Source organism: Cupriavidus sp. DF5525 (assembly GCF_040149425.2).
Taxonomy (GTDB): domain Bacteria; phylum Pseudomonadota; class Gammaproteobacteria; order Burkholderiales; family Burkholderiaceae; genus Cupriavidus; species Cupriavidus pickettii_A.
Window position 1 is genome coordinate 1,529,608 of the sequence record NZ_CP168267.1, and the last position, 25,928, is coordinate 1,555,535.

A 25,928-nucleotide genomic window follows, 5' to 3' on the forward strand; every position below is an offset into this window, starting at 1 on the left:
GCCCCTTCTTCACCACTGTCAAGGCGGGCTCCGGAAGCTCCACAGACAATGCTTCATCCATGGAGCTTCCTCGAGCCCGTTACGCGCGCAGCGACCTGAAGCTCGCACGCAGCTCTTCGGTGAGGACCTTAGGCTGCTCCCAGGCCGCGAAGTGACCGCCGTGGGGAAGCTTGTTGTAGTGGATGAGATTGGGATAGGCCTGCTCGACCCAGCTCTTCGGCGCCTGGAAGAGTTCGTCCGGGAAAGCGCTCACGGCCACGGGGATCTTGACGTCCTTTGGCGTAAAGAAGCCGACCTTTCTCTCCCAGTAGAGACGGGCCGCGGAAACCCCGGTGTTCGTCAGCCAGAACAGCGTGATGTTGTCGAGCACATCGTCGCGCGAGAGACCTTCAGGGACTCCGTTGAAGGAGCGCGAGATGAGCTCGAGGCTGCGCGCATCGTGGTCGATCATGAAGGTGGCAAGGCCGATGGGTGAATCTGCCAGCGCGGTCAGAGTTTGCGGACGCGTCCCCATGAACAAGGCGTAGTAGACATTCTTGTAGAAGGCCGCCACCTGCTCGTAGGCATGCTTTTCATCCGCGGAAAGACCGGCTGGCACCGGCGCGCCGGCGAGAGCCGCAGCGTCGATCGCAGGCGGAATCACGCCGGGCATGTTGGTATGGATGGCCAGCAATTCCTTGGGTGCCAGTACGCCCATCTGGTCGACGACGACCGCACCCCAGTCGCCGCCTTGCGCCACGTAACTCGTGTACCCGAGGCGCTTCATCAGCACAGTCCACGCGTGCGCGATGCGCTCGGACCCCCAGCCAGTCTCGGTCGGCTTGCCCGAGAAACCGTAGCCCGGCATGGACGGAATCACCACGTGGAAGGCATCGCCGGCGGTGCCACCATGTGCGGTCGGGTTGGTGAGCGGCTCGATGAGCTTGAGCTGCTCGACGATGGAGCCCGGCCAGCCGTGCGAGATGAGCACTGGCAAGGCATTTTCGTGCTTCGAGCGCACGTGGATGAAGTGGATGTCGAGACCATCGATCTCGGTGATGAAGTTCGGCACGGCATTGAGGCGTGCCTCGACTTTGCGCCAGTCATATTCGCTGGCCCAGTAACGCGCGAGTTTCTGCGTGGTCGCGAGCGGAACGCCCTGCGAAAAGTCCGTGACGGTTTCCCGCTCCGGCAACCGGGCGGCGGCGACGCGCCGGCGCAATTCGGTGAGATCGGACTCCGGAAAATTCACATGAAACGGACGGATGGCAACGCCGTCGGTGCCGATCTGTTGTGCAACTTGAGTCATGGCGTGAGACCTCTTTGAAAGATTGAGAAGACCTAGGGTGCTTGCAGCGGTTGCCGCTGCAGCTCTGCAAAAGAGACGGCGACCGAAATCGAGCGTCTGTTGCATGGCGAACTCCTTGGCAACCGGTGGTTGCGTTCGGGTGTGACTGCAAATGTTCACAACCCGGGAGTAAGCTTGCGCTGCGCGGCGGTTGGCTTGTATTGCGCCGTGGTTGATCGGCTCAGCCTCCTGGTATCGACGTGCACGACTGCCGCACGCGAAACGCAGGCCGTCTTCAACCAGCGGGCCGAGGGCCTGCGCACATGGTTGGGCGCACTGAACCCTGGTTCAGTACAGGCCTGGCAGCGTGAACCTGAAAACGGTACCGCAAGGCCGATGGGTGGACAGCGTCAACCAGGATAGATGCGGGCAAGACGATTGTCGCGTTCGGAAGGCATCAGCAGCGCAGCGTCGGGGGCCGCCACCACGACGGCGGCCGTCGCGGCGTCCGCCCTCGCTACTGCGGTCACAAAGCAGTAGCCCTGCAGCAGATCGTTGACGACGTACCGCTGTGCGGCGCGTCCGTCGCCGGGCACCTTTCCAGGGCCGGCCATGTGGATCCGCAGCGTACTCGGATCGACAACCGGCTACAGACGGGCGTTGAGAGGTGGGTCAGCTGATGAGAGCCAGTGCATCGCGGGCGGTACTCCACCCGTTGACCAGGCTGGCCAGCACGTGAGCGGCGCGCGCGACCGCGCGCGAACTCAACAACAGGCGCTCAACTTGCTGGCTGCGAGCGGCTCCGGTCAGGCACCAGGAGCAGAAGTGCTCGCAGTTGTTACGCAGAACGTCGTAGGCGTCTTCGCCCAGGCGAGAGCAGGCACGGGCTACGACTTCGATACCGGAATACGCCACGTCCGCCTCACCGTGCACCCGCACCGGGTGGCCTTGGGCGAACTCGGCGAGGCTGACCTTCGCGACCGGACCGCGGCGCAGCGATGAAGACAGGCCTTCGTAGTGGACGACCTGCCCTGCTCCGACGTAGATGCCGTGATGCGTGTACCAGCCGCGAGGCGTCACGATGTGCGCGCCGAGCGGAAAGTGCGCGTCACGCGCAGCGGTCGATTCGGTCGCTGCGCTGGTCATGTCGGCCTCGCGGAATCTCGATCGAGGGTCGTGGCCTGCGTTTGCTGTGGGTCTCTCCTCGACCGCGTTCGCCGACGGCGTCTGTTGCATGACGAACTCCTTGGCAACCAGTGGTAGCGTTCGGGTGTGACTGCAAATGTTCACAGCCCGGGAGCAAGCATGCGGGGCGCGGCGGTTGGCTTGTATTGCGCCGTGGTCGATCGGTTCGACCTCCTGGTATCGACGTGCACGACTGTCGCACGCGAAACGCAGGCGGTCTTCAGCCAGCGGGCCGAGAGCCTGCGCACATGGATGGGCGCGCTGAACCTTGGTTCAGTGAAGGGCCGGCAACGTGAACCTGAAAGCGGCGCCGTGCGGCCGGTGGGCGTCCGCCCACAGTTTTCCACCGTGGGCGTCGATGATGGACCGGCAGATCGACAGGCCAATTCCCAGGCCGCCGGACTTTGTGGTGTAGAAGGATTCGAAAACCCGCTCGCGATGCTCCGGTGCGATGCCGGGACCCATGTCGGCGACCGTGACGAGCAGGCCCTGCGACGGACTCGATTCGGTGCTGATCACCAATGTCCGCACCTCAGCGCTGACGCCGGCCATGGCCTCGATCGCATTGAGGATCAGATTCAGCATCACCTGTTGCAATTGAACCCGATCTCCGCGAACAGGCGGCAGTCCCTCCGCGAGCTGCGTGTGGACCGTCACGCAATGCTTCGACAGCTCCCCTCGCACGATTGCAATCACGTTGCCGATGGCATCGTTCAGGTCGACGCTCTCCTGGCGGGGAGGCACTTTTCTGACTTGATCGCGGATCCGACCGATGATGCCGCCAGCCCGGTAGGTATCGCTTACCACGCACTCAAGAGCCTCACTGACTTCCGCCAGTTCTGGCGGATCTCGGGCAAGAAATCGCAATGCCGCGTTAGCGTTGTTGCGTGCCGCCCCAATTGGCTGGTTGACTTCGTGCGCGATGGAAGCCGCGAGCTGTCCCATGGTGGCCAGGCGGTTCGCGTGCGCCAGCTCCATCTGCACCTCGCGCATCGCGTCGGCAGCGCGCTTGCGCTCAGTCAGGTCGAGCACGAATGCGACACCTTGGTATGCATCCTCTTCGAAAGTCGCCGCGCCGATCAGAACAGGTACGCGGCCGCCGTCCTTCCGGAAGAACTCCTTCTCATAGGGCTGCACTGGACCCGTCGCCTTCAGTGCAGGCACGAACGTTTTCCCATCACGATCGCGCCACTCCGGCGGCGTCAGATCTGTCAAGCGGATACGCCCTGAGGAGAGATCCTCACTGTCGTATCCCAACATGAGAAGAAAGGCGCTGTTCGCCTCGACAATCCTGCCTTTGAGATCCCAGAAAAAGATCCCGATGATGTTGGCATCCACGAGGCGCCGGATTCTGGCCTCGCGTTCGGCAAGGTCACGGTACAGGCGCGCGTTCTCAATCGAGATGGCGGCCTCCGATGCCAACAGCTTGAGAACTGCCATTCGAGCGGGGGTGAAGGCGTCGATCGTCAGGTTGTTTTCCAGGTACAGCACCCCAAGCAGCCTCGTCTGCTTGAGTATCGGCAGGCAGAGTACCGACTTCGCATGGTGCTTGCGAATGTAGTCATCGGCGGAGAAAGGGTTCTTGCCTGAGGCGTCATGCAGCAGCACGCATTCCTTGGTACGCAGGACGTAGCGGAAGACGGACTCCGGTAGATCTGCTGCGCTGACGCTCGTTTGTCGGAAATGGACCTCCACCTTGTCGCCGCTGGTCGTGACTTCCGCTTCTATCCAATATTCATTCCCTCTCGGAAGAATGAGCACACCCCGTTCGGCGCCGGCATGCTCAGTGGCCGTACGCGCCAGCGTTTCGATCAGCTTCTCCAGGACGATCTCGCCCGACACCGCTTCGGAGACCTTGATCACGGTCGCAAGGTCGAGGTGCTCAACGGATGCCAGCATCGTGCCGGTGAGGTCGGGAGTCGGCTTGTCCACCCTGAGGTGCGGATACAACTGCTCGAGATGTCGAACCTTGCCGTCAGCGCCCCAACGAAGGTAGCAGTTCCGCGCATCCCGCAGGTAGGTATTCGCAATCCGCTCGAAGCCGCGCGCCGCGTAAAAGCGCCCCGCCAGTTCGTTGGCGACAGCCTCATTGTGGACAAAGCCGTGCTTGTGAGCCGACCGCGCGGCCTTCTCATAGAGCTCCTGGGCGTCCAGCACGCGGCCCTCGATCCGTGCGATCTCGGCGCCAACGATCGCTGCGCGGTTCTCGAACGTGACAGGGTTATGTTCGGCCCACGCTTCGAGCTGTCTGTGGTGGGCTGCCAGAGCGTCGAAATGCTCCCTCTTCTGATCGGAGGGCACAAGATCCCAAGCTGCGGCGTGTGCAAGTCCACCGTAGAATTGAAATTCCGCACTTTCAAAATTCAGGGTCGATGACCAGAGCAGCCGCTGCGCATTCCGCGCGGCATCAACCGCCGACGCGTGGTCTCCGGCAAAGAAACGAGCCTGCAATTTACGGCACCAATAGTAGAACTCGCCGAGGGCCAAAGTGGGGTTGCTGGCCAGATGGCGTTCGGTCGCCAGCTCACTATAGTCGTCGTGATCCATCCGCCCGAACGTCGCGGTCAGCCCGCGGAGAGATCGGATCAGCCCAAGGTGCGCACTGCAGGCGGCACTGACAAGACCCAAGCGTGCCCTGCTGGAAAACGCAAGACCCTCTTCGGCCTCCTTTTGCACTTCCGCGAGATGATCTCCTACCGCCAGGCTAACTGTGATCGAGGTGTTCTGGCTATAACCGGCAAAGGTAAGGTCGCCGAGCCGCCAGGCAGCGTCGAACGCTCGGCGTATCAACTCGCGCCCGCTGGCCGGGTGTTTTGTCCATGGCATGACGAGAGCACCCACACACAAGTAGGTTCGAGCCTGATAGCGCATCAGGCCGCGCTTCTCGACCAGGTCATACCCCAACTGGGCGAACCGAAAGCCGTCGCGGAAGTTGTCAAAGCGCGGTCCGGCGACAATCGCCATCCAGACATAGGCGAAGCACGACGCATCGCAGTTGCCGTGTTCGAGGCTGAGATTCACCAAGCGACAGACAATGAGGGATGACATGTGCTCGTCGATGAAATAGGATGTCGTAACGGCTTCCGTGAAGACATCCAGAGTGTCAAGGACATCCGGGTCCGTTATCAGTGGCAGCTCGACTAGTTCTTCAATTTTCCGACTGCCGAGACGCATCCAGATTCGTTCGTATTCGCGCATCGCGTCTTCGCGGGTCGGATGTTTCGGCCATACGGTCCCGTCGCGACGGAGCCACTCCAGGAAGACGTCGAGCCCGCTGTCATTCTTGTCCAGCGCGGTGTAAAGCCTGATCCGCAGCAGAGTCGCGACGCAGTAGTCATGGCGACTCCTGGCCCGTTCGGCTAACCGCGAGAGCCGATTCTCGGCCGTCAACATATCTCCCGTCAGCAGTTCGCACTCGGCCATCAGGTACTCGATGGAGAACATGAGTGTGTAGTTGTGCTCCCAGGTTTCCTCTGCAAGGAGGACGCTGCCCGCTCTGAGGTACTTGAGCGCCGAGACATAGGCGGTCGAGAGCTTTGCGCGCCGACCAGCGCTCAGATTGAGGTCTGCAACGTTCTCCCGCTCCTCGACCGAGGTGATGAGATGGGAGCCGCGGTTCAGTTGATTGACGATTTCGAATATGGCCTCCTCCCGCTTCCCCGCAGGCGTGTGCTCGGCCAGGAGTGTGCCAAGGCGCAGATGTGTCTCGGCATGCAGTTCCTGGGGGATCAATGAATAGGCCGCCTCCTGCACGCGGTCGTGGAGAAAGCGGTACCTGTCGTTCGAGCGGAAGATCAAGCCAGCCCGAACCGCCTCCCACAGGTGGTCGTGCAATGCCTCGATCGATTCCTGACAGACCATCCGCAGCACGTCGAACTCGGCGCTGTTTCCCAGGCAAGCAAACTGCTGCAGCGTCTTCTGCGTGGTCATTGGCAGGCGGTTCAGTTTCCCGACCATCAGCTCCACGACGTTGTCGGTGTAGCCCTTGGCATGGATGAGGTCCAGATCCCATGACCATCGCCCTTCACCGTAGTCAAAGGCGAGCAAGCCCTCGTCTGCCAGCGTGGAAATGAACTGGATCGCGAAAAACGGATTGCCGGTCGTCTTCTCGTGAATCAATTGCGCCAACGGGCCGACGCGCTTCGGTTCGCAGTGAAGACAGTCCGCCAGCAAATGCACCAGGTCGTCGCAATCCAGCGGGGCGAGGACGATGTCCTGCAGCACGGCCCCGCCTTGACGGATGGCGTCCAGCTTGCGCACCAGGGGGTGGGTGGCGCTGACCTCGTTGTCCCGATAAGCGCCGATCAGCAGAAGATGCTTCAGATCGGAGCGCGTCAGCAGGTCTTCGAGCAAGTCGAGCGTGGCCGCATCCAGCCATTGCAGATCGTCGAGAAAAAGGGCGAGCGGATGCTCGGGCCGCGCGAATACCTCTATGAAGCGCCGAAATACCAGCTGAAAGCGCCCTTGCGCATCCTGCGGAGGCAGTTCGGGCACAGGCGGCTGTTCCCCGATGATGTGCTTCAATTCCGGAACGAGCTCGACCATGAGCAGTCCGTTCGGATCCAGCGCCTCGCGAAGGGCGTCGCGCCATTTGCACAAGTCTTCCTCGTTCTTGCTCAGGAGCGGCCGGATCAGTCCCTGGAAGGCCTGCGCCAGCGTGGCATATGGAATGTCGCGCTTGTACTGGTCGAACTTGCCTGACGCGAACAACCCGCGAGGAGAAACCAGCGGCTTCTGGAGTTCGTTGACGACAGCGGATTTGCCAATGCCCGAGTATCCGGAGACGAGCACCAACTCGGACCTCCCCCCAGCGACGATGCGATCAAACGCGGCGAGAAGCGTGTTGACCTCCGATCCGCGCCCGTAGAGCTTCTCGGGGATCATGAGGCGAGCTGGGATGTCATCATCGCCCGGCGCGAAATCATGGATGCGCCCCTGCGCGTTCCATTCGGAGAGGCAGCGCCGGAGGTCGCGCTCGACACCCGCCGCCGACTGGTATCGTTCCTCGACGGTCTTGGCGAGCATCTTCATGGCGATGGCGGAGACGGCGCTCGGAATACTCGCCAATCGCTCGCTGGGGCTTGTCGGCAGTCGCGCAATGTGACAGTGCACCCACTCCATCGGTTCCGATGCCGTGAACGGAAGACGGCCGGTCAGCATTTCATAGAAGGTGACTCCGAGCGAGTACAGGTCGCTTCGGGAATCGATGGAGCGGTTCACGCGTCCGGTTTGCTCGGGTGCCATATAGGCGAGCGTGCCTGCGATGAACTCGGGAGGTTCAGGCGACTGCCGCTCGCGCGGGAGGCGAGATGCAATGCCGAAGCCGGTGAGCCAGACTCGCTCCGTCGCCGATTCCACGATCACGTTGGCAGGCTTGATGTCCTTGTGGATGAGCCCGCGTCCGTGAAGCCGGCCGAGCGCGGCCGACATCGCCACCGCAAGTCGTAGAAATCGTCCGATTTCCATGGGTTGGCGGATCAGGCGGTCCAGCGGCTCACCGCCTGCGAAATCGACAACCAGCATCGTCCGTCCGGGCTCGCGCACGAGTTCTGTCGGGCGCAATGCCCACGCCGCATCGAGGTAGTCCTTGAGTGCGTATTCGTGTGCGAGACGATTTATGCGCTCTTGCGTCGAATGCTGAGCGCCGGACATGACGGGTATGAAAGCGTGTCGGTCACCTTCGGTATCGTCGCTCCTGAGTCTGCAGAAGATACGCTCGGCGTCCCCCCACAGGACTTCCGCAGAGTCATTGCCCAAATCGCCGTCGAACGCGTTCATGGCGCGACTCGAGGCGTCCTGTCGCGCGCGAAGGCGCGATGAAGGCAATCGATCAGCACGGCCTCGTCCAATGGCTTGTGAAGGTAGCCTCTGACGCCCAGGCTCAGCATGCGTTGCCGGACGCCATCCTCCGGATAGGCCGTGATCAGGATCGTCGGGATGGCGTGCCCCGTCGCTACCAGTTGCTGGTAAAGCTCGGCACCCGTCATGGCGGGCATGTGAACGTCAGCGACCAGGCAGGCGGTAGCGGGCAGTTGGGTGGACGCGAGGAATTCGGCCGCGGACGGGAACACCGCGACGGTGTAGCCGTGCGACCTGAGTAGTCTTCGCATGGAGTCGCGAAAGGACTGGTCGTCATCGACGATGGAGATCAGGAATGGCTCAGGCACGAAAGTTTCCGGTGCGTCACTTGCAGCCTCGGCAGCATGCCCGACGGCACGACCGACTACCGCTCTGTTGCCAAGAGTACTGCCACAGCGGGGCTGGATCTCTAAGCCTTGGTTTAGGTATGAGCGGGCGGGCATCTGGAGGAACGTCGACTCCAGGTCTTGGCGACTACGAGCGCTCAGCTTTCTTCGGCAGCAGGTTGAGTTGGTCCGCCATTCGGCAGAGATCCGGGAGCGATGCGGCCTCGATCTTGCGCATCATGTTGCTTCGATGAACCTTCACCGTGGTTTCGGTGATGCCCATGTCGCCGGCAATCTGCTTGTTCAGCCGACCCTGTACGACCTGGACGAGAATCGCGCGTTCACGCGGCGTCAGCTCTTCGAATCGGGCCCTGAGCGTGCGCAGGGATGCTTCGTTCTCGCGGCGCGCGCGGTCCCTGGCGAGCCCCACATTCACGGCATCCAGAAGATCCTGATCCCGGAACGGCTTTGTCAGAAACTCGAGGGCGCCCGCTTTCATCGCCTGCACGGTCATCGGAATGTCTCCATGTCCGGTGATGAAGACGATGGGGAGCGCCACGCCTGCCGCGACAAGATCGCGCTGATATTCCAACCCGCTCCTTCCTGGCATTCTCACATCCAGAACCAGACAGGTAGGACCATTGGGCGGCTCGGATTTCGCAAACTCGTCTATCGACGCAAACGCTCGGGCATGCAGACCCGCCGACCGCAAGAGTCGTTCGAGCGATTCGCGAAACTGCGTGTCGTCGTCGATGACCACAACGCAAGGATCTGAGTTCGGCACCACTTTCGTTAGCGATTGAAGTTCCATCGGAAAGCGCTCCATCGCCTTGCAGCTTGTCGCATGAAATTCCGCAGCACGGTGCCGCCTTCGCGGTAGCTGCGGCGCAGCAACTGGGATCGGTCGACCTTGCCCTTGTAGGTGCGCGTCGTAGTGACGAGATGAGCGGTTCCGGTTCGGGTGAGCATCGAGGAGGATAGGCGAAAGAGCGTAGATGTCAAGTCATTAAGTAACTACATAGCGAAGGCAGAATAGGCGCCTCAATGGCGCTTTTCGCAAGGAAACCCGCGGGCTTGCGCCCGCATGGTGACTACGAAACGTCAGGACTTCGGGCTGGTTGCTCGGCAACTCGACAACGACTTCGGCTCGGTCTGGGGTCGTGTTGTCGGAGCGCGTTCGGGGTGCCATAAGAGACAATTGCCGCGTAGCTGGCCGCGACACGTGTAAGGTGAAGATGAGGCGCTTCATCACGACGCCCCCCCTTGGCGTGGCGGTTTGCGCAGTGGTGCGGTCGACGGCCGGTTCGACGATCATGCACAGAGCCAACCGGCCGTGCGGCCATCACGCTGCGACGACCTTCATGGCGACGTCGATGTTGCCGTGAACTGCCTTCGAGTATGGGCAGACGTCGTGCGCCGCGTGCGCGATGGCTTCGGCGATGTCGAGTGCAACGCCGGGCATGCTGACGTGGAACCGGGCCTGAATAAAATACGCGTCGCCGGTCTTGCCTAGATCAACCTCGATGTCAACGGACAGGTCGGAGGGAAGCGCCACCTTCTTCGCATTGGCCATGAGGCCGAGCGCGCCGGTGTAGCAGGCCGACCAGGCGCCCGCGAACAGCTGCTCCGCGGTCGGATGCAGCTGAACCGCCGTGAACGCGATCTCGTTGCCAGCTTTGCCGGGGGTCGAGAGTTGGATGTCAATGCGTTCATCGCCGCGGGGGGCGCCTTCACGGCGGCTGGCCGTCGTATGAGTCTTACCCGTGAATAGCACGGTCTGGATCTTGGTGGTCATTGCGAAATCCTCATCGGTTAGCCCAGTTGCCTAAGCGCGGACACTCGCTGCGTCTTGGCAACCAGTGGTTGCGTTCGGGTGTGACTGCAGATGTTCACAACCCGGGAGTAAGGATGCCGGGCGGCGCGGTTGGCTTGTATTGCGCCGTGGGCTATCGGTTTGACCTCTTGGTGTCGACGCGCACGCTTGCCGCACGCGAATCGCAGGCGGTCTTAAACCAGTAGGTCGAGACGCAGAGCACAAGGTTGGGCGCACTGAACCTTGGTTCAGTGGAGGGCTGGCAGTGTGAACCTGAAAACGGCGCCGCGAGACCTGGGCGCGTCCGCCGCAATATTCCGCCGTGGGCATCGATGATGGAGCGGCATCTCGACAGGCTTCGACTTCTCGTGTCGAAGAGCGCATAACACGCCCTAACGTTTTGGTTTAGGTGCCCATACCCGTGGTAGAAGGCCTGCATCCCTGCCGACTATGGCAGTTACCGAATGGCTGAATCAACCAGCGCCGTTGGGAGCCTCGGTTTAGCAACACCCTCACCGGGCTTACGAAACCCATACGGACATCCAATTGGTGGCGCCCCGTTTTCCGACCAGACTGTATTCAAGGATCCGCGCCATTGCGGTCCGAACAATCGCGGCTTAAAGCTAAGCCGGATCTCATCGGTATAGATTGGAGAACATCATGAATGCTCGTATCGCAAGCACCCTCGCCGCAGTCGCCCTCGCTGCCGCCAGCGCGCTAACCACTCCCCTCTCCCACGCTGCGGATCAGCGCGTCAGTGGTAAGAGCCCCAATCTGTATGGCTACACCCTCGACCAGGGAAAGCGCGACCCCTATATCGACGGCGGACGCGTTGGGGACAAGCGTGACCCCTACACCGACGGCGCCCGCGTTGGGGACAAGCGAGACCCCTTCACGGATGGCGCCCGCCAGGGGAATTTTGGTGGGTTCATCGAAGGCGTAAGCCTCTCGCCCGCCAAGAGGAATTACTTCGGAATCCAGCTCACCGGCCGAGACCTTACTGGTGTATCGACGCCCCCGGGCTGAGCGACCCGGCTGTGTCTTAAGGTAACACCAGGCTACCTGCTCTTGCCTCTCGGCCTACCGAACCCAGAAGTCGGCAAGCCGATCCGTGGATAAGCTCGGCTACTTGCAGCTACTGCGTCCATTCCGCCCCGTGAGGAACCACGTACAGACCTCGCCCACTCCCTTGGCCGCAATCGTGCCGCGTTTCTCAAACAGGAACGCCTCTCCCAGCCGCTGCCGGGTGGCCTCCGTCACCTGGACCCGGCCCGCCATGCCATGGGACTCCATACGACTCGCGATATTGACGGCATCCCCCCACAAGTCATAAATGAACTTGCGCTTGCCGATCACGCCAGCCACCACCGCACCGCTGTTGATGCCAACGCGCAGTTGCAGGCTATAGCCGCTGCGCTCGTTGAACCGCTCGATCGACTCGATCATGTCCAGTGCCATATGCGCCGCACGCACGGCATGATCGGCCGCCGGGACCGGCAGGCCGGCAGCGGCCATGTAGGCGTCGCCAATGGTCTTGATTTTCTCGAGCCCGCGGCGGTCGGCGATGCTGTCAAAGTTGGAGAAGATTTCGTTGAGTACGGCCACCAGCCGTTCCGCACTCATGCCCGCGGTAAAGCGGCTGAACTGGACAAGGTCCGCGAACAGCACGGACACTTCAGGGAAGTTGTCCGCGATGATTTCTGGTGGACTGCCGTCAGCGAGTTCCGTGCGCGCCTTCAGGCGCTCGGCAATGGGCAAGGGCAGCAGGTTCAACAAGAGCCGTTCAGATACCTTTTGCTCTTCGACAAGCCTGTCGTAGAGATCCCTGAGCTGATCACTCTGGCGAACAATGGTCTCGCGGCTCGCCTCCACTTCGCGCACCTTTTGCTCCAGCGCCTTGCCGTATGCCAACGACTCCGTGTGCAACAGGCGGACCTCGAGCATGTTATGTACGCGCATCAGTACTTCGGCCAGGTCGAACGGCTTGCTGACGAAGTCTTTCGCGCCTGCCCGCAGCGCTCTGAGCTTGTGGTCTGGTTGTGCGGTGATGACGATCACTGGCCGGTAGCTGTCCGCCTCGACGTCCTTCAGGCCGTCCATGACCTGGAAACCATCAAGGCCTGGCATCTGCAGGTCCAGCAGGATCAGGTCGAAGCGGTGGAGACGATGCAGGTCGCAGACCGTGCGGGGGTCTGTCGTCGACGTCACGCACGCGTAGCCTGCGCCACGCAGCATCTGTTCCAGCAGCAGGACGTTGGCCTCCATGTCATCGACGACCAGGATGCGGGCGGCCAGGATATCGGCGGAATGGATCATTGCCCTGTGACCTGCTTTCTGAGACAACGTTACGGCGGCACAAGTACTCCGGCCTTCCGCCGCTCACGCCGCGCACAACCCGTAAGCCGCTAAACCGCTCGTGCTACGTGTGCATCGCGTCAACAAGCCGCATAAGGAAACGCATGGGCTGCGGAGGGAAGGATCGAAGTCCTCGTGGTTTCAGTTGCAACTTCGGCGCTTGGATTCTGCTCTTGCGATAAGCATACTCGTCCAAGGCGATCCGCCTGCTGCCGCATCTTGCTCGCCACCCGATGAAGGGCGCCCATTAAAGTTGCTGCCGGTGCCAATTGCGGCACTCGGACCGGCCTTTCTCCGTCGACCAAATAGAAATGTCGAATTGGACACCTCCCCGCTCCGTGACAGGGCGTCGCGACTTGATGGCCGGTGCGGGAGTTTGAAACTCGCTTGCTAGCGAAGGCCGCCGCTTGTGATCAAGTGTTCGCCGGTGAGCCACCGCGCATCATCCGATGCGAGGAACACCGCCACAGCCGCAATGTCGTCCGGCTGTCCGAGCCGGCCCAGCGGTGTCTGGCTAACGGCTGCAGCATCCAAGCCGGAACCAATGATTCCCGCACTATGTGTGCCTTCGGTCACGACTACCCCAGGATTGATGGAATTAACGCGAATCTTGCGCGGCCCTAGCTCGCGCGCCAGCGCGCCCGTGATCGCGTCGACTGCGCCCTTCGTGCCGCTGTAGACGGCACTCGCCGCAGGCGTAGTACGGCTCACAACGGAACCCAGGTTGATGATGCTGCCGCCCTCCCCAAGATGTCTGGACGCTGCCTGCGTCACGAGCAGCGTGCCCAGCACGTTAACATCAAATTGCTTATGAAAATGCTCTTCCGTCACTTCCTCTATCGCGGCAAATTCATAAATCCCTGCATTGTTGACGACGATGTCGAGGCGACCGAAATGCTTGATCGCAGCACCGACTATGGCTTCCGCGCCAGCACGTTTAGTTACGTCGCCGCCGACTGCGACCGCCTTCCCGCCTGCGGCCGTGATAGCGGCGACGACTTTATCGGCATCTGCCTTTCCGCTGGCGTAATTCACGACGACGGTCGCGCCTTCGGCCGCGATCGCCTTCGCTATCGCAGCGCCGATGCCTTTTGACGCCCCAGTGACGACCGCTGCCTTACCCGTGAGCTTGCCCATGGTGCGCTCTCCTATGAGGGTCCCCTTACTCGTCGCCGTCATGCTGCGACGACCTTCATGGCGACGTCGATGTTGCCGTGAATTGCCTTCGAGTACGGGCAGACGTCGTGCGCCGCGTGCGCGATGGCTTCGGCGATGTCGAGTGCAACCCCAGGCATGCTGACGTGGAACCGGGCCTGAATAAAATACGCGTCGCCGGTCTTGCCTAGATCGACCTCGATGTCAACGGACAGGTCGGAGGGAAGCGCCACCTTCTTCGCATTGGCCACAAAGCCAAGCGCGCCGGTGTAGCAGGCCGACCAGGCGCCCGCGAACAGCTGCTCCGCGGTCGGATGCAGCTGAACCGCCGTGAACGCGATCTCGTTGCCAGCTTTGCCGGGGGTCGAGAGTTGGATGTCAATGCGTTCATCGCCGCGGGGGGCGCCTTCACGGCGGCTGGCCGTCGTATGAGTCTTACCCGTGAATAGCACGGTCTGGATCTTGGTGGTCATTGCGAAATCCTCATCGGTTAGCCCAGTTGCCTAAGCGCGGACACTCGCTGCGTCTTGGCAACCAGTGGTTGCGTTCGGGTGTGACTGCAGATGTTCACAACCCGGGAGTAAGGATGCCAGGCGGCGCGGTTGGATTGTATTGCGCCGTGGGCTATCGGTTTGACCTCTTGGTGTCGACGCGCACGCTTGCCGCACGCGAATCGCAGGCGGTCTTAAACCAGCGGGCCGAGACGCAGGGCACAAGGTTGGGCGCACTAAACCTTGGTTCAGGGCTGGCAGCGTGGACCTGAAAGCGGGCCGCGAGGCCAAGGTGCGTCCGCCCGCCGTATTCCGCCGTGGGCATCGATGATGAAGCAGCCTGTCGACAGGCTTCGACTTCTCGTGACGACGAGCGCATAGGGCCGCATGGGCCCCTGCCTGTTCGAGCCAAGGCGCATGCGAGCATCGTGCCGGCAGAATAATCCCCCATCGCCGAGACAGTGACCTCCGACGCCCGCAGCCCGCCCAGCCCTTGGAAGCAGCGCTTCAAGCGATCTCCAACCCGGCAGCCCGTGCAGAGCGCCTACATCGAGCGCTTCAATAGCTCCTTCCCGCCGCGAGTCTCTGTCGCGGCACTGGTTTGCAAGCTTGAGCCACATGCGCAACATCATTGACAACAGGTGCGACGACTAAAACCATCGCCCGCCGCACAGCCAATCCACCCAAGATAAGCCGTCAAATAGAATCGCAATTTGCCACGCGCACGCTTGACAGATGACGAGGTTCGAGCGGCCGCCGCCCTGCTTGCGCTGGCTGTTTAGCGCAAGCAGGGCGGCGGCCAATAGAGGATCGTTTCTCGATCTTCGCTTGGCTCTCATGCCCCTGTCCGATCTGTTCGCTACGCTTACCCAATATCTGCACACCAAGGTCTTTCACGATCTTGCCCGTCATCCCGAATATCCAGCCGCATTCACCCGTCAGCGCAAGCTCACCCTGCCCACACTGATCGCGTTCATGCTTGGCAACTTGCGCATGGGCGTTCAAGCCGAACTCGATCAATTCTTCGCCGCGCTCGCCCGCCAAAACACCTTGTGCCGGCGAGTCAGTGAACAAGCCTTCGCCCAGGCTCGCAGCAAACTCAGCGGCGATGTCTTTGCTCACCTCAATGACTGGCTGCTTCAGCAGGTGTCCAACCATTTGCCGCGCTGGCATGGCTTTCGGCTGGTCGCAGCCGACGCCTCGCACCTGCGTTTTGCCATCCGCCACAGCCATCTGCCTCGAGCCGCCACCCGTGATCAACTCGCTTTCGGCCTGTACCTCCCCGGGGCCGAGATGATGCTCGCCGCCTCACTGCACAGCGTGCTCGAGAACGAACGCCAGATCCTGTTCGAGCATCTGGACCGCCTGCAATCCGACGACTTGCTGTTGCTCGACCGCGGCTACCCGGCCCGCTGGCTGGTAGCCGTACTCAACCAACGAAACATCCCTTTCTGCATGCGCGCCGACGGTAGCGGCTTTGCTGCCCTGCGGGACTTCGTCCGCTCCGGCCGCGCCGAGACCGTCGTCACGCTCCCGGCTCCAGCCCGCAATGACGCGCGCGACTATGAATGTGCGTCCGTCCCGCAGACCGTCCGGCTCATCCGGCAGATCTCGCCAGCCGCCAAGGTTCGCGTGCTCATCACCAATCTGCTCGACAGGCACCGCCATCCGGCTGCCACCTTCCGCGATCTCTATCACCAGCGCTGGCGTCTCGAGGAGGCCTTCAAACGCCTCAAACACCGCATGGCACTCGAACACCTGTCCGGCCTCTCACAGTTGGCCGCCAGGCAGGACTTCGGAGCCAAAGTCCTGTGCGATAACCTGCACGCCCTGTGCTGTCTTGCGGCCGCGCAGGAACATGACATTGACTCGGATCATCGGATCAACCGTGCCTACGCCATCACCGCCCTTAAACGTGTCCTGCCTGCACTGCTGCTCGGCCTGCGCTGGGCCAAGGCTGCCCTGAACGAGACCTTGACCTTGATCGCAACACGTCTCCAGCGCGTGCGACCAGATCGCGCCAAGCCCCGTCCACCACGCCACAAGCCTCATCGACATGCCGCTTATAAGGCTTGTTGATGCTGCTTATCTTGGGTGGATTGGCCGCACAGCACCCTGGGGTACGTGCCGCCCGCGGGTTCGCCGCGCGTTGCTGCCAGCTCGCTGGCAGCAACGCGCAAACAGAACTACGATGCAAGCCCCTACGCCGCACCGTCGTGGTGAAACGGCGCCGCAATGGCGCCGTTGATCTTGACGTCGATCAGGATCGGGCCCTCCGGATTGGCCAGCATCGGCGCCAGTGCATTCAGTTCGTCCATCGTGCGCACTGTCGCCGTCTGGAAGCCAAAGGCCTCGGCGACCGGTCCGAAGTCCACTTCCGGGAAGAGGGACATGCCGACTGGCATGTCGCGCATCGCGAGAAAGTGCGTCTCCGCTCCGTAGGCGTGATCGTTCAGCACGACAATCACCAGCGGGATGTTCTCGCGCGCCACCGTCTCCAACTCGCCCAGCGTCATCAGGAAGGCGCCGTCGCCGACCACGAACAGCGTGGTGCGCTCGAGGTTGGCGCGTGCAAAACCCATCGCGACGCCGAAGCCCATGCCGATGGATGCGAAATCGCCGGCCTGCTTGTAGTGCGAGGGGGCCGGCACCGAGATATACGGCACCACTTGCAGGAAGTTGCCGGCGTCGTACACCACATTGCGGTCTTGCGGCAACAGGTTGCTCAGCGCGAGCCCCGCAGAACGTGTGTCCACCGTGCGCGACGTGTGGGCCGGCTTGAAGTCATTTGCCAAGTCCCAGCTGTCCAGCCACTGACGAAATGCCGGCGCATGGAGCTCCTTCTGCGATGCAGTGCGAGGCGGCAGCGCCACCATCAGCGCCTGCGCAGCCAGCTTCGCATCGGCCGCCATTGCGACGTCTGCATAGGTGTAACGGCCGATGTTGCTGCGCGAGCGGTCCACATGGATTAACGGCGCGTCCTTGGGAATGGAGGTGCCATTGCTGGTGGTGCGCTGGTTCATGCTGGCGCCGAAGGCCAGCACGCAGTCCGCCTGCTCGATCAACCGGCGCCCGCCGGCATGCGAGAAGGAGCCGATGATGCCGCAATCCATGGGGTGGCCACGGAACATGTCCTTGGCCTTCATGGTGGTCGCCAGCGCGGCGCCGAGATGGTCGGCCAGAGCGATCAGCGCGTCCTTCGCACCGGCCTGGAATGCGCCCTGCCCCGCGATTATCAGAGGTCGACGGCTGTTCTCCAGTAGCGCCCCGGCGGCGGCAACGGCGGCGGCGCGCGGCGGCTGCAGCTTCGCGGGCACGGCGGGCTTGACCACGGGCGCACTCTGCTCCACGTTGGCCAGTTCCAGCTGCACATCGGCCGGCAGCAGCATCGCCACGGCACCGCGCTCGGTCGCTGCGACGGCATCGGCCAACACCTGGCGGACGCTGTGCGAACTGGTGGCGATGAAGGGCGTGAAGCCTGCGGCCTGAATCGCAAGGCTGGTGTCGAAGCGCTTGCTGTCGGGGCCGTGGCCGTCGGCCGACGTGTGGGTGGGCTGGTCGCCGAAGATCACCAGCACGCGCGATCCGGAACGTTGCGCGTAAGTGGCGCCGTGCATCGCATTGGCCGCCGCCGGGCCGCGTCCAATGATCGCGATGCCCAGCTTGCCGCTGGCCGCTGCGAAGCCTTCGGCCATGCAGACGGCGGTGTTCTCGTGGCGGGCGCCGTGGAACTTCACGCCGATCGAGTCCAGTGTGGTGACGAATAGCGCGGTGTCGTCGCTCATGAGGCCGAACACGACCTCGATCCCCATGGCCTTGATGTCCAGTGCCAGGGCTTGGTAAGCCGGTAATGTCTTGTTGCTCATCGTGTCCTTTGCTTGGTCAGTTGCCGACGATGTCGCGTTGGGAACTTGCATGAATTACTTCTCCGACTCTATGCGACGGCCGCTACGCTTTCCGTCGGTTTTCCGGAGCCCAGGTAAGCAGCGATCACCGCCTCATTGGCTTGAACCTCGTGCGGCGTGCCTTCGGCGATCTTGCGGCCGAAGTCAAGCACGACGATCTTGTCCGAGATGTCCATGATCACCGGGATATCGTGCTCCACGATGAGGAAGCTCATGCTGTACCGCCTGCGCACGCGTTGTATCAGATCGGTCATGGCGATCTTTTCCGATCCGCTCATGCCCGCCATTGGTTCATCCAGCAGCACCAGCCGGGATCTTTGCATCAGCGCGCGGCCGAACTCGACTTGCTTCTGGCGTCCGTAGGAGAGTTCGCCCGGCAGCAGACCGGCGGTTTCGCTCATCCCCAGGAACTCGAGCACCTCCATGGCTGCAGCGGTGGCCGCACGCTGCTCCGCCCGCGCTCGGCCGGTGCCCAACGCACCCTGCAGCAAACCTGAGGAGCCCTGGCGATAAGCGCCGACAAGCAGGTTGTCGAGCACCGTAAGGCCGCCGAACAGCGCAAGGTTCTGAAAGGTGCGTGCAATGCCGTGTCGCGCCACCAGATGCGCCGCCTGCCCGGTGATGTCCTGACCTTCGAAGGCTACCTGGCCGGAGGTCGGACGGTACATGCCCGTAATGCAGTTGAACAGAGTGGTCTTGCCAGCGCCGTTCGGGCCGATCAGCGATGTGATCGAGCCGGCCTCCATCGTGAATGACACGGTGTCCAGCGCGATAATCCCCTGAAAGCGCATCAGCAAGTCCTTGATATCGAGCATCGCGGTGGTCATTGCTGCGCCTCCTCTGCCCGGCTTGTCACAGGTGCGGGCGTGCGGGCTGACCCGAGGTAGGACTCTTTCACCAGTTCGCTGGCCGCCAACTCCGCGGCCGGCCCTGACAGCACGATGCGGCCGCGCTCCAGAAGGTAAGCCGTCGCGGCAAATTCGAGTGCAAGCCGGGCGTTCTGCTCCACGACCAGCATCGATGTGCCGAGGGTCTCGCCGACGAACCTTAGTTGTTTATAGATAGATTGAACGATGAGCGGTGCGAGGCCCAGCGAGAGCTCGTCAACCAGCAGCACCTTGGGGCCGGACACCAGCGCGCGGCCGATCGCCAGCATTTGCTGCTCGCCACCGGACATCCACCCTGCCATCTGCTTGCGCCGCTCGAGCAGCCGTGGAAACAATTGATAGACGCCGTCGAGCCGGCCTTTCAGCGCGGCGTGCGGAACGATAGCAGCACCGACCATCAGGTTTTCTTCGACGGTTAGCTGCTTAAAAATCAACCGGCCCTCGGGCACCTGCGCCATACCCATCCGCACCAACCGGTGCGAAGGCAGGCCCAGTACCTGAGCGCCATCGAATGTCACGTGGCCCCGCGTCACGTGGCCCTGGTGCAAGTCCAGCAGGCCGGTTACAGCGCGTATCAAGGTGGTCTTGCCGGCGCCGTTGGCGCCCAGCAGTGCGACTATGCCACCCTGCGGCACGGTCAGGTTGATGTCTTCCAGCGCCAGGCCCTTGCGCGCATAGCCGACCGACAGGCCCTTAACTTCGAGCAGTGCGTTCATCGCTTCTCCCCCCTCACCGCGAACCGGTTGCGCAGCCGCCGTCCCATGCCGGCGATGCCGGTGGGCGCGAATAGCAGTAGCAAGATGACGAGCGTCCCGAAAATCAGCTGCACCGTTTGCGCTTTGTTCTCCACCAGGATGCGGTGCGCGAGTCCGGTGGTGGCGCCGGCCTGGCTGGCGAAGCCGGTGATGATCGACGGCAGCAGCAGCCACACCGCCGCGCCAACGAGCGCACCCGGCAACGAGCCCATTCCGCCGATGATGATCATCGCGATGAACTGGATGGCGAACTGAATGCCGAAAGTCTCGAAGGTGACGTTGGTCAGGTAGTACGCGAACAGCGCTCCCGCCATCGCCGCGATTGCCGAACTCAGGCCGAAGGCCTTGAGCCGGAGAACCCGCACGTCCACGCCGGCCGAGGTGGCAGCCAGCTCGTGATCGCGCATCGCCATCATGGCGCGGCCTTCGCGCGTGTGGAGCGACTTGCGCAGTCCCAGATAAACCAGCGCCACGACCGGCAGAAGGAAGAAGTACCAGCGCAACGGCGTGTTCAGTGCGATCGGGCCGAGCGCGGCTTCCTTGTACGGCACCCCGACGACGTCGAAGAACCTGTACTGGTACTCTGCATAGGCGAACACGACGATGTAATGCACCGCGAAAGTGGACAGCACAAAGTACAGCCCTCGCACGCGCAGGGATGGCAGTCCGGCCAGCAGCCCCGCCACGGAACCCGCAAGCCCAGCGGCCAGCAGCACCAGCGGGAAGGGCCAACCCCACTGCGTCCCGGTCACCGCGGCGGTCATGGCGCCAACGGCATAGAAGGCGGCGTGGCCAATCGACATCAGGCCGGCGCTGCCCGTCAGGTAGTTCAGCGACAGCGCCCCGATCATCGTGATCATCATCAGATTCACTTGGGTGAGCCCGATGTTCAGCAACTGCATGTTTGACAGCCGCATGCCGAAGATCGATCGATCCGTCAGCAGAATCGGAAGGTAGCAGAGGACCGCGATGCCGACGATGGCGGCCAGCCAGCGCCATGGAAACGGACGGGCTCGTGCCGCGAGGGACAGCGTGTTTTCCTGGTTCATCATGGGAATAGTTCTCGGGTGGGATATCAGACGCGACCGAGCTCGCGCTGGCCGAACAGGCCCCATGGGCGGACCATCAGGATCAGCAGCAGCAAGGCATAGATCACGATGTCGCTGGACTTGGGCGAGATGTAGGTGGCAGCGAGCTGCTCGATCACGCCCACCAGCAGGCCCCCGACGATGGCGCCTGGAATGCTCTGCATGCCGCCGATCACCACCGCGGGCAGCGCCAGTAAGCCGATGCCCTCAAGTTCGGTCGACGCGAGCTGCAACTGGCCCATGAACAGGCCGCCAAGCGCGGCCAGGCTCGCACCGATGGCCCAGGCCAGCCGGTTCATCACGTTCACGTTAATGCCCGATACGAGGGCTGCCTCATGGCTGTTCGCGGTCGCCCGCATCAGGAGCCCGACTGACGTGAATCGGAAGAACGCGCCGAAGCCGGCCATGCAGGCCCAGCTCACTGCCGCCGCGGTGAGGTGAAGCTGCGAGATCCGTACGTCACCCACGAGAAAGATCCCCGCGGGCAACGGCGTCACCAGCGGGCGGCCTTGCGGGCCGTAGCTGATTTCGATAATCGCGCGCATCACGATCGACAGTGCGATCGTCACCATGATGACCGACAGCATTGGCCGGCCCGACAGCGGCTGGATCAGTAGCACGTGAATGACGATGCCCAGCGCCGCCGCGGCGCCGATCACCGCCGCAACGGCCAGCGGGAACGGCAGCTGCATCAGGGTAATCGTCGTCACCGCGAAGAACGCGCCACACACGACGAACATGCCCTGCGCGAAATTGAACACCTCGGTCGCCTTGAAGACGACGGCGAAGCCGAGCGCAACCAGGCCGTAGATGCTGCCCAGGGCCAGACCGCTGAAGAGTACTTGTGCAAGCATGATGCCGGCCCGGTTACTTGGTGTACTTCACGTAATCGTCGTATTCGCCAAAGGCCTTGAACTTCTTGGCGGCGTAGTCATAGCCGAAGAACTTCAGAACCTGTGGCCCGATATGGTCGTCCTTTGTGAACGTGATCGGCGCAGACAGGCCCTTCGTGTCGACCGTGAAGCCCTTGTTCATGGTGTCCATCAGCTTGGCACGCGTCGGCGTGGCGCCGGTACGAGCGATCGATTCGGCGACCATCTGCGCGGTGGTCCAGCCGGCCACGTAGTTGATGTCCTCCTTCATGCCGCCGCGGCCCATCTTGTCAGCGTAGGCGGAAAGTTCCTTGTTGCCGGGAGTGTTGTCGGCGCCGCCGGGCGTGAAGCAGCTGACGAACGTGTAATTGGCGCCGGCCTCTGGGCCAATTGAGCTGAAGATGTTCGGCGCCCCAAGGTAGGAGATGCCGAACGCGGGGATCTTCAAGCCATACTGCTGCATCGATTTCATCGTCAGGATCGCGGTGTTGGCGACACCGTAGATCGTGATGAAATCCGGTTTGGCGGCGATGATGGCCTGAACCTGCGGCGTGACGTCGGCTGCGGTGACCTTCATGGTGATGATGCTCGAGGTGCCCCCCAGCTTCCTGGCAGCGTCAGCCACGAATTCAGCGTACTCAACACCGGCGGCGCTCTCGACCGAGACCACCATCACCTTGGGGTTCTTCAGCTTCAGTTTATCGGTGAGGTAGCGCACGCCGGTCTGGGCCATCTCGCGGTAGCCGCAGAAGCCGCCGTAGACCATGGGCGAGGTGGGCTCGGACAGCGCCTTGGTGCTGGTGTAGGTTCCGACGATCGGCACCTTGCCGCTGCGGATAGTGGGCGCCAGCGCGACCTGGGCACCGGCTGTGCCGAGGCCGGAGATGCCTAGAACCGGCGTTTGCGTCACCAGCTTCTCGTAACTGACCTTGTCCTGCGCGGCGTTGTAGCGGCTGTCCTCGGCCAGCACGTTAATCTTGCGCCCGTTGATGCCGCCGCCCTCGCTGACCCGGCGCATGTAATCCTGGAAACCATTGACCCAGATGGCTTGCGACGCCGCCGTCGGGCCGCTCAGGTCCATCATGACACCCCAGTCGATGCGGTCTTTGTAGACGCCATCGCCTGGCGCTTCGAAAGCATTGGCGGCCAGGGCCAGCCCGCCCAGGATCAGCGCAGTCGCCACCGTTCGGATCGAGTTCGCGAGCCGTGCCGATGCCGCGCTTGCGGTGGATGGCGTTGACTTGTTCGTTGCATTCATGCTGCTGTGTCTCCAGTCTATGCACCCGGATGGCGGTGTGCGTTGCTAGCCAAGAGCCTGCGGAAACAGGCGATTGAATTCAGAAAAATGCGCAGGCATGGTTTTCCCGCGCGCAGTGCTCTACAGGGCCGCGCCGCCGTCCATCGCGATTTCAGAACCGGTCATGTAGGCGCTGCCGTCGGACAGGAGAAACAACACAAGCCCGGCGATCTCTCGCGCAGTGCCCAGCCGCTTGATCGGCACCTGCTGCACGCGGCGCAGGTTTTCCTCGCGGGTTCGGACATTCAGCATGTCGGTGTCGATCGGCCCCGGGTGCACGGAGTTGACGCGGATGTTCCTGGGCGCCAACTCCAGTGCCGCCGCCTTGGTCATGCCCCGAACCGCCCACTTGCTGGCGGTGTACGCGATGGCGTTCGGCGCACTGCGCAACGCCACCGTCGAGGAGATGTTGACGATGGCCCCGGTACCCGTCCGTTCCATGGCGGGTACCACCGCCCTCATTCCGAGAAAGGTGCCCAGCTGATTGACGCGGGTGTGACGTTCGAACTCAGCGGTGTCGGTCTCGACCAGTGGCACGGGCTTGTAGACGCCGGCGTTGTTAACCAGCCCGTGCAACCTGCCGAGCGTTTCCGCCAACGCGACGGCATCACTCCACTGCGCTTCGCTGGTCACGTCGAGCGGCAGGAAAGAGCAGGCTGCGCCGAGTTCGGACGCCAGCGCCTCGCCCTCCGCCTCGAGCACGTCGCCAATCACCACCTTGGCGCCTGCGTCCACCAGCAGCCGGGCCTGCTCGGCGCCGAGCCCGCGGGCGCCGCCCGCGATAAGGAACACTCTGCCTTGCAATCGATTCATCTTGTCTCCAGGTTGGGCAGGCTTGCCGGAATACTTCGCGATCTCAAGAAAAATTTGCCAAAAAGTTAGCGCGCAGAGGCGCGGTGCAAGCCCCCTGCAGGGTTTGCGCCCTCACAGCCGGTTGGCGGCGACGGCGTCCTCGGACTCGGACTCGGACTCGGACTCGGACTCGGACTCGGACTCGGACTCGGACTCGGACTCGGACTCGGACTCGGGCGCGGGAGCGGGCGCGGGCGCGGGCGCCGATTGCAGCAGGAAACCGCGGTAGCCGTCCTCGGCCACCTTGTCGCAAATCACGGTGTAGTTACCCAGGCCACCGACGTACGGCAGAAATACGCGCGGTTTGCCAGGGATATTGGCGCCGGTGTACCACGACGCGGTGGTTGGAAACAGCGTCTTGTCGGCGACTTCGTTCACATGCGCGACCCACTCGTCCTCGGCCTCGCCTTTCGCTTCGGCGACGTTCAGGGTCCGCTCCTGCATGTAGTGCACGCAGCGCGCGATCCAGTCGACGTGCTGCTCGATCGCCACGACCACGTTGGTCAGCACCGACGGACTGCCGGGGCCGGTTATAAAGAACAGGTTTGGGAATCCGGTTGTCATGAGACCCAGGTAGGTACGCGGGCCCTCGGTCCATTTCTCCTTGAGCGCCCGGCCATCGCGCCCGCGGATATCGATGCGGTCCAGCGCGCCGGTCACCGCGTCGTAGCCGGTCGCGAACACAATGCTGTCCAGTTCGTAGGTCTTGTCCGTGGTGCGAATGCCCGCGGCCACGATCTCCTTGATCGGGGTCGCCTTCAAATCTACCAAGCTGACGTGCGGCAGGTTGAAGGTGTCGTAGTAATCGGTGTCGACGCAGATGCGCTTGGTGCCGATGGCATGGTCGGTTGGTGCGAGCTTGGCCGCGACATCGGGGTTCTTTACGATGCTTCGTATCTTGTTGCGAACGAATTCGGCCGCTTGGTCGTTCGCATCACGGTTGAAAAAAATGTCATTGAATGCGTGCGTGTAATTAGCGCCGCCGCGGCGCCAACGCCTCTCGTATTCCTGCTGCCGCTCTGCCTCGCTGACATCGAAGGTGCCGCGCTGGCTGTAGTCGTACAGGATGCCGGAGCGCGTTTTGCGGGCCTGCTCGCGGTACTCGGGGTACTTGGCCTTCCACTCCTGCTGTTCCTCTGCCGAGAGCGGCCGGTTCCACGCAGGGATGCTGAAGTTCGGAGTTCGCTGGAACACCACCACCTCCCCCGCGTGGTGTGCGATGGCGGGAATCGCCTGGATGCCCGACGAGCCGGTGCCGATGACGCCGACCCGCTGCCGCCTGAAGTCGACCGGCTCGTGCGGCCAGTTGCCGGTGTGATACCACTTGCCCGTGAAGTTGTCGAGACCGGGGATGGCTGGCACGCGGCCGGCCGAGAGACAGCCCGCCGCGGAAATCAAGAAGCGCGCGACCATCTCGTCGCCGCGATCGGTCCTCACGGTCCAGAGGTGCTTGGACTCGTCATAGTGAGCGGCGATTACGCGCGTCTCCAGCTGGATGTCGCGCCGCAAGTCGAAGCGGTCCGCCACATGATTGACATAGCGCAGGATCTCGGCCTGCTGGGGGTAACGCTCGGTCCACTCCCACTCTTGCTGCAGCTCGGGCGAGAACGAGTACGAGTACTGCATGCTCTCCACATCGCAACGCGCGCCGGGGTAGCGGTTCCAGTACCAGGTGCCGCCCACGCCAGCGCCCGCCTCGAACACCTGCGCGCGCAGCTTGAGCTGGCGCAGCCGGTACAGCATGTAGAGGCCGGCAAAACCGGCGCCGACGACGACAGCGTCTACGGTGCGGAGGGGTTGGCTCAAAGAGGATGAAGTCAT

At 62.6% G+C, this 25,928-nt stretch carries 20 protein-coding genes; 2 read left to right on the forward strand and 18 right to left on the reverse strand.

All coding sequences use genetic code 11. The features are described 5' to 3' along the window. Window positions 1-79 precede the first annotated feature (79 nt). The 7 genes from ABNX08_RS41620 to ABNX08_RS41650 all read right to left on the reverse strand — a co-directional run bounded on the left by ABNX08_RS41620 (window position 80) and on the right by ABNX08_RS41650 (window position 10,432). On the reverse strand, window positions 80-1,393 hold the full coding sequence (locus tag ABNX08_RS41620; protein ID WP_349607615.1) for an epoxide hydrolase family protein: 1,314 nt from the start codon (window positions 1,391-1,393) through the stop codon (window positions 80-82). Window positions 1,394-1,677: 284 nt separating this feature from the next. Beyond that, a complete protein-coding gene (locus ABNX08_RS41625) occupies window positions 1,678-1,881 on the reverse strand; it encodes a hypothetical protein (RefSeq protein ID WP_349607617.1) in 204 nt (67 codons plus the stop codon). Window positions 1,882-1,939: 58 nt separating this feature from the next. Continuing rightward, window positions 1,940-2,503: a lecithin retinol acyltransferase family protein gene (locus tag ABNX08_RS41630; RefSeq protein WP_349607619.1), complete on the reverse strand. Its 564-nt coding sequence runs from the start codon at window positions 2,501-2,503 to the stop codon at window positions 1,940-1,942. 222 nt (window positions 2,504-2,725) lie between these two features. After that, window positions 2,726-8,230, reverse strand: coding sequence for an AAA family ATPase (locus ABNX08_RS41635; protein ID WP_349607621.1), 5,505 nt, complete (start codon window positions 8,228-8,230; stop codon window positions 2,726-2,728). Then, on the reverse strand, window positions 8,227-8,619 hold the full coding sequence (locus tag ABNX08_RS41640) for a response regulator (protein WP_349607623.1): 393 nt from the start codon (window positions 8,617-8,619) through the stop codon (window positions 8,227-8,229). Before ABNX08_RS41640 ends, ABNX08_RS41635 begins: the two co-directional genes overlap by 4 nt. 166 nt (window positions 8,620-8,785) lie before the next feature. After that, a complete protein-coding gene (locus ABNX08_RS41645) occupies window positions 8,786-9,448 on the reverse strand; it encodes a response regulator transcription factor (protein WP_349607625.1) in 663 nt (220 codons plus the stop codon). A 531-nt stretch (window positions 9,449-9,979) separates the two neighbouring features. Beyond that, window positions 9,980-10,432, reverse strand: a complete 453-nt coding sequence (locus ABNX08_RS41650; protein WP_349607627.1) for an Ohr family peroxiredoxin — start codon at window positions 10,430-10,432, stop codon at window positions 9,980-9,982. A 678-nt stretch (window positions 10,433-11,110) separates the two neighbouring features. On the opposite strand from ABNX08_RS41650, the gene ABNX08_RS41655 reads away from it, so the two are divergent. Then, window positions 11,111-11,476 carry a hypothetical protein gene (locus tag ABNX08_RS41655; RefSeq protein ID WP_349607629.1) on the forward strand — a complete coding sequence of 122 codons (366 nt, stop codon included), beginning with the start codon at window positions 11,111-11,113 and terminating at the stop codon, window positions 11,474-11,476. Between the two features lie 99 nt (window positions 11,477-11,575). Here ABNX08_RS41655 and ABNX08_RS41660 read toward each other — a convergent pair whose 3' ends face one another. The 3 genes from ABNX08_RS41660 to ABNX08_RS41670 all read right to left on the reverse strand — a co-directional run bounded on the left by ABNX08_RS41660 (window position 11,576) and on the right by ABNX08_RS41670 (window position 14,433). Further along, window positions 11,576-12,766: an adenylate/guanylate cyclase domain-containing protein gene (locus tag ABNX08_RS41660; protein WP_349607631.1), complete on the reverse strand. Its 1,191-nt coding sequence runs from the start codon at window positions 12,764-12,766 to the stop codon at window positions 11,576-11,578. Between the two features lie 429 nt (window positions 12,767-13,195). After that, entirely contained in the window at window positions 13,196-13,942 is a 747-nt protein-coding gene (locus tag ABNX08_RS41665; protein WP_349607633.1) for a glucose 1-dehydrogenase, read from the reverse strand. 38 nt (window positions 13,943-13,980) lie between these two features. Beyond that, window positions 13,981-14,433 carry an Ohr family peroxiredoxin gene (locus ABNX08_RS41670; RefSeq protein WP_349607635.1) on the reverse strand — a complete coding sequence of 151 codons (453 nt, stop codon included), beginning with the start codon at window positions 14,431-14,433 and terminating at the stop codon, window positions 13,981-13,983. 855 nt (window positions 14,434-15,288) lie between these two features. On the opposite strand from ABNX08_RS41670, the gene ABNX08_RS41675 reads away from it, so the two are divergent. After that, on the forward strand, window positions 15,289-16,530 hold the full coding sequence (locus ABNX08_RS41675) for an IS4 family transposase (protein ID WP_051370080.1): 1,242 nt from the start codon (window positions 15,289-15,291) through the stop codon (window positions 16,528-16,530). Window positions 16,531-16,652: 122 nt separating this feature from the next. Here the strand turns inward: ABNX08_RS41675 and ABNX08_RS41680 are convergent, their stop codons facing one another. From ABNX08_RS41680 to ABNX08_RS41715, 8 genes are all read right to left on the reverse strand, one after another. Next, window positions 16,653-18,317: a thiamine pyrophosphate-dependent enzyme gene (locus ABNX08_RS41680; RefSeq protein ID WP_349607883.1), complete on the reverse strand. Its 1,665-nt coding sequence runs from the start codon at window positions 18,315-18,317 to the stop codon at window positions 16,653-16,655. A gap of 68 nt (window positions 18,318-18,385) precedes the next feature. Further along, complete coding sequence (locus ABNX08_RS41685) at window positions 18,386-19,183, reverse strand: ABC transporter ATP-binding protein (RefSeq protein ID WP_349607885.1); 798 nt, start codon at window positions 19,181-19,183, stop codon at window positions 18,386-18,388. Further along, window positions 19,180-19,959: an ABC transporter ATP-binding protein gene (locus ABNX08_RS41690; protein ID WP_349607887.1), complete on the reverse strand. Its 780-nt coding sequence runs from the start codon at window positions 19,957-19,959 to the stop codon at window positions 19,180-19,182. Before ABNX08_RS41690 ends, ABNX08_RS41685 begins: the two co-directional genes overlap by 4 nt. Beyond that, window positions 19,956-20,900 (reverse strand): branched-chain amino acid ABC transporter permease, encoded by a 945-nt coding sequence (locus ABNX08_RS41695; protein ID WP_374063767.1) that lies wholly within the window; start codon window positions 20,898-20,900, stop codon window positions 19,956-19,958. The genes ABNX08_RS41690 and ABNX08_RS41695 overlap by 4 nt, the downstream gene beginning before the upstream one ends. Window positions 20,901-21,073: 173 nt before the next feature. Continuing rightward, entirely contained in the window at window positions 21,074-21,940 is an 867-nt protein-coding gene (locus ABNX08_RS41700) for a branched-chain amino acid ABC transporter permease (protein ID WP_349607891.1), read from the reverse strand. A gap of 13 nt (window positions 21,941-21,953) precedes the next feature. Then, the gene (locus ABNX08_RS41705) at window positions 21,954-23,216 is read right to left on the reverse strand and encodes an ABC transporter substrate-binding protein (RefSeq protein WP_349607893.1); all 1,263 of its coding nucleotides are present in this window, start codon (window positions 23,214-23,216) and stop codon (window positions 21,954-21,956) included. A 120-nt stretch (window positions 23,217-23,336) separates the two neighbouring features. Then, complete coding sequence (locus tag ABNX08_RS41710) at window positions 23,337-24,068, reverse strand: glucose 1-dehydrogenase (RefSeq protein ID WP_349607895.1); 732 nt, start codon at window positions 24,066-24,068, stop codon at window positions 23,337-23,339. 111 nt (window positions 24,069-24,179) lie between these two features. Beyond that, window positions 24,180-25,928: an NAD(P)/FAD-dependent oxidoreductase gene (locus tag ABNX08_RS41715; RefSeq protein ID WP_349607897.1), complete on the reverse strand. Its 1,749-nt coding sequence runs from the start codon at window positions 25,926-25,928 to the stop codon at window positions 24,180-24,182.

What these genes read in the sequence shown, in the direction of transcription:
- ABNX08_RS41655 (WP_349607629.1), top strand. Translation starts at nt 11,111, where the DNA reads ATGAATGCTCGTATCGCAAGCACCCTCGCCGCAGTCGCCCTCGCTGCC.
- ABNX08_RS41690 (WP_349607887.1), bottom strand. Translation starts at nt 19,959, where the DNA reads ATGAACGCACTGCTCGAAGTTAAGGGCCTGTCGGTCGGCTATGCGCGC.
- ABNX08_RS41715 (WP_349607897.1), bottom strand. Translation starts at nt 25,928, where the DNA reads ATGACTTCATCCTCTTTGAGCCAACCCCTCCGCACCGTAGACGCTGTC.
- ABNX08_RS41665 (WP_349607633.1), bottom strand. Translation starts at nt 13,942, where the DNA reads ATGGGCAAGCTCACGGGTAAGGCAGCGGTCGTCACTGGGGCGTCAAAA.
- ABNX08_RS41680 (WP_349607883.1), bottom strand. Translation starts at nt 18,317, where the DNA reads ATGAGCAACAAGACATTACCGGCTTACCAAGCCCTGGCACTGGACATC.
- ABNX08_RS41700 (WP_349607891.1), bottom strand. Translation starts at nt 21,940, where the DNA reads ATGCTTGCACAAGTACTCTTCAGCGGTCTGGCCCTGGGCAGCATCTAC.
- ABNX08_RS41705 (WP_349607893.1), bottom strand. Translation starts at nt 23,216, where the DNA reads ATGAATGCAACGAACAAGTCAACGCCATCCACCGCAAGCGCGGCATCG.
- ABNX08_RS41710 (WP_349607895.1), bottom strand. Translation starts at nt 24,068, where the DNA reads ATGAATCGATTGCAAGGCAGAGTGTTCCTTATCGCGGGCGGCGCCCGC.
- ABNX08_RS41620 (WP_349607615.1), bottom strand. Translation starts at nt 1,393, where the DNA reads ATGCAACAGACGCTCGATTTCGGTCGCCGTCTCTTTTGCAGAGCTGCA.
- ABNX08_RS41630 (WP_349607619.1), bottom strand. Translation starts at nt 2,503, where the DNA reads ATGCAACAGACGCCGTCGGCGAACGCGGTCGAGGAGAGACCCACAGCA.
- ABNX08_RS41695 (WP_374063767.1), bottom strand. Translation starts at nt 20,900, where the DNA reads ATGCAGTTGCTGAACATCGGGCTCACCCAAGTGAATCTGATGATGATC.
- ABNX08_RS41670 (WP_349607635.1), bottom strand. Translation starts at nt 14,433, where the DNA reads ATGACCACCAAGATCCAGACCGTGCTATTCACGGGTAAGACTCATACG.
- ABNX08_RS41675 (WP_051370080.1), top strand. Translation starts at nt 15,289, where the DNA reads ATGCCCCTGTCCGATCTGTTCGCTACGCTTACCCAATATCTGCACACC.
- ABNX08_RS41650 (WP_349607627.1), bottom strand. Translation starts at nt 10,432, where the DNA reads ATGACCACCAAGATCCAGACCGTGCTATTCACGGGTAAGACTCATACG.
- ABNX08_RS41635 (WP_349607621.1), bottom strand. Translation starts at nt 8,230, where the DNA reads ATGAACGCGTTCGACGGCGATTTGGGCAATGACTCTGCGGAAGTCCTG.
- ABNX08_RS41660 (WP_349607631.1), bottom strand. Translation starts at nt 12,766, where the DNA reads ATGATCCATTCCGCCGATATCCTGGCCGCCCGCATCCTGGTCGTCGAT.
- ABNX08_RS41645 (WP_349607625.1), bottom strand. Translation starts at nt 9,448, where the DNA reads ATGGAACTTCAATCGCTAACGAAAGTGGTGCCGAACTCAGATCCTTGC.
- ABNX08_RS41625 (WP_349607617.1), bottom strand. Translation starts at nt 1,881, where the DNA reads ATGGCCGGCCCTGGAAAGGTGCCCGGCGACGGACGCGCCGCACAGCGG.
- ABNX08_RS41685 (WP_349607885.1), bottom strand. Translation starts at nt 19,183, where the DNA reads ATGACCACCGCGATGCTCGATATCAAGGACTTGCTGATGCGCTTTCAG.